The following is a 2,751-nucleotide window of genomic DNA, read 5'->3' as shown; positions in this document are numbered from 1 at the left end:
TGATCGTGTTCAGCAGCTTTCCTAAACCTTCCAGTGCGAAATACTCACATTGAACCGGGATAATAACCGAATCGGCAGCCGTTAGGCTGTTGATGGTAATCAGTCCTAACGAAGGCGAACAATCGATAATGATGAAATCATACTCGTGGCGGAGACCGTCAAGCGTATCTTTCATTTTGTCCTCCCGATTTTGGAGGTTGATCATTTCAATTTCTGCACCAACTAAGTCGATATGAGATGGCAATAGATCCAGATTCGGAAAATCCGTTTGAATAATAGCATCGTGGGGGCGAACGCCCTCAACCATACATTCATAGATGCTGTTCTCAATTTCTTTCGGATTGTAGCCTAACCCTGACGTGGAATTCGCCTGTGGATCAGCATCAACAATGAGCGTCTGAAATTCGAGGGCGGCCAAACTGGCGGCCAAATTAATTGTTGTCGTAGTTTTACCGACGCCCCCCTTTTGGTTGGCGATAGCAATGACTTTACCCATGGGTCTGTGCGTTGCAGTTTCAAATATGCCGGATTGTTTTCACGAATCCAAGAAATGTTCCACGGAATGTTCCACAAAAGCAAGTTAATAATTGTGGCTCAGATCCGTACAGAAACCAGAAACTGATAATAAGCATGCAATATAGCCTGTGAGATTTCCTTAAAAGCAACTTCGTCAATTTCCGGGTAGGCGTTGTGGACCCCAAGACTGATCGCAACAATACATAGGTTGAGGATCGGATGCGGCAGGTTCCAGCCAATTCAGCTATGCTGAAATCCCCCGTAGTCTACCTGTTTCGCCAGATTTGATTACGTTCGGCAGCGGGTATGTTCGCGATACGTATCATTTATTTTCTTCGATTATTTTTCTCACTGTCATAAAATCAGCCTGGTCACCCTACCTCGAATCATCTTTGGTGAATCTAACCGGGTCTCAAAAGTGATCAGATGAATATAAGATAGAATCAGGATTCCGTCCGGCACGTATGGGGTACCTCAAATTCATTCAGAAAGTATAGGCATATATACTACGTTATAGGTATGCCACACAATATTTAGACTAAATGTTTCATATGAATATAAATATATATACCTTTACATAGGTATTATTTGCTGATAATTACTATTCGACCTCTGACTTATTTGCTAATGAACGACAATGACACTCATTCAATTTATTAAATCACAGATTAACCAACAAAACGAGTTTGCTGAGTTAGTCCATGACATTTGGATAGATGGACAGTTTCCGGTTGATCAGTCAGAACCGGATATAATTGAATATTTGTCCATGAGAACCCGTATAAACGGTATGTATGGTACGTTTGAGTTCTTTCTCCACGTTTACTGCTCACTGCGGGAAGAGCAAATGGATCAACTCGATCTGGACGCCCAATTCTCTGTATTGCAAGCTGAGAACTGGCCTTATTATAAAGCCTTCTTTCCAGTAAACCGTGTAATTCTGACTGGTAGTTTGGACGATATTTATAATGTCTACTGTATTGATACGGTTCGCAAAAAAGCTCTCTACTTCGATCTCAAATCGTTTATGGTGTTAAATGATATTCTAATTGTTGACATTGGCCGGGTTTTCGTCGGGGATAATTCTCGACTGGTTAACGTAAATGAAGCAATCAGGCTTCTGCAAGAGTGCCCCTACGAGACACTCATAAAACCAAATGCAAAGAATTTAAGTGAATTGATAGATTATCTTAAACTCAACTGTACGCTTGGCTTGCGTCGTTAAGGGTGAAAATTATTGGTTGTAACCATATATTTTTTTCAGGAACCTAATCATTTATTCTGCTAATAAACTTTTTGCTTGTTTTTTCATAGCCTAAACTAGAGTTTAGATTTTTTTGCTGTGTATATTTTTGCTTTTATCATTGCGATTGGCTTTCTAGAGCCAGTCTATATGGTACTATTCACTATTTACATAACCACAGATAATAACCAGGCTAAGCAGGATCAGGACGGACGCCAGGGTTATAGTTGGCAGAGAGATTCGCTGTGCTGTTTACAAAGTAATGATATCGGGAAAAGAACTGATAATGAGCCACTGGCTCAGAACTAGGGATTCTATACCAGTAGCTCATATCCGATTCAACTAAACTGGATCAGGTAATTGCATTGTGTACGACGCTACGTTAAATCTCGCCAGAGGATTGCCGCATCAGCAGAAAAATTCTCACTAAAATGATCGTTAAGAAAAACCTTACACTACGTAGTATTTATCAGTTTGCAGGACACCATATTCTTTGGTTAACGGTCTGGATGACCCTTGTTACGGTACTTTATGACTTTACCCGCTGGAAATGGATGGCCATTCCCTGGCTACCGATTTCAGTAATTGGTACGGCCGTGGCATTCTACGTTGGTTTCAAAAATAACCAGGCATACGATCGCCTTTGGGAAGGCCGTAAAATTTGGGGCGCAATTATCAACAGCAGCCGTATGTGGGGCTCAATGGTGAAGGCATATTTAATAAGTAACGATCTGCCAGACGACGAGTTGAATCATCTCAAAAAAACACTCATCTATCGGCACATTGCCTATATATACACGCTCCGCCAGCAGCTCCTTGTTCCTACTCAATGGGAGCATGTGAGTCTGGGATGGAATTTTGGTACCTTCAATCAATTACGCAGAGAACAACTTGGGGATGGGGCTTACAAAGAGGAATTGGCCGAAATGGATATGAACAAATACATTTCGCTGACGGAACAAAAAACGAACGAAGCTTTTGCCAACAAAGCT

Annotated in this window: 3 protein-coding genes; 2 read left to right on the top strand and 1 reads right to left on the bottom strand. The window is 41.3% G+C overall.

The features are described from left to right. On the bottom strand, window positions 1-496 hold a 496-nt coding region (locus tag ACOJS8_RS10560; RefSeq protein WP_420148507.1), incomplete at its 3' end, for a ParA family protein. Window positions 497-1,153: 657 nt separating this feature from the next. Between ACOJS8_RS10560 and ACOJS8_RS10555 the strand changes: the two genes are divergently transcribed. Then, window positions 1,154-1,741 (top strand): hypothetical protein, encoded by a 588-nt coding sequence (locus ACOJS8_RS10555; RefSeq protein WP_420148506.1) that lies wholly within the window; start codon window positions 1,154-1,156, stop codon window positions 1,739-1,741. A 449-nt stretch (window positions 1,742-2,190) separates the two neighbouring features. Beyond that, the coding region (locus ACOJS8_RS10550; RefSeq protein ID WP_420148505.1) for a bestrophin family ion channel at window positions 2,191-2,751 on the top strand (561 nt) is incomplete at its 3' end.

This window comes from Spirosoma sp., from assembly GCF_048594605.1.
GTDB lineage: Bacteria > Bacteroidota > Bacteroidia > Cytophagales > Spirosomataceae > Spirosoma.
This window is presented reverse-complemented; position numbering and strand designations above follow the sequence as displayed.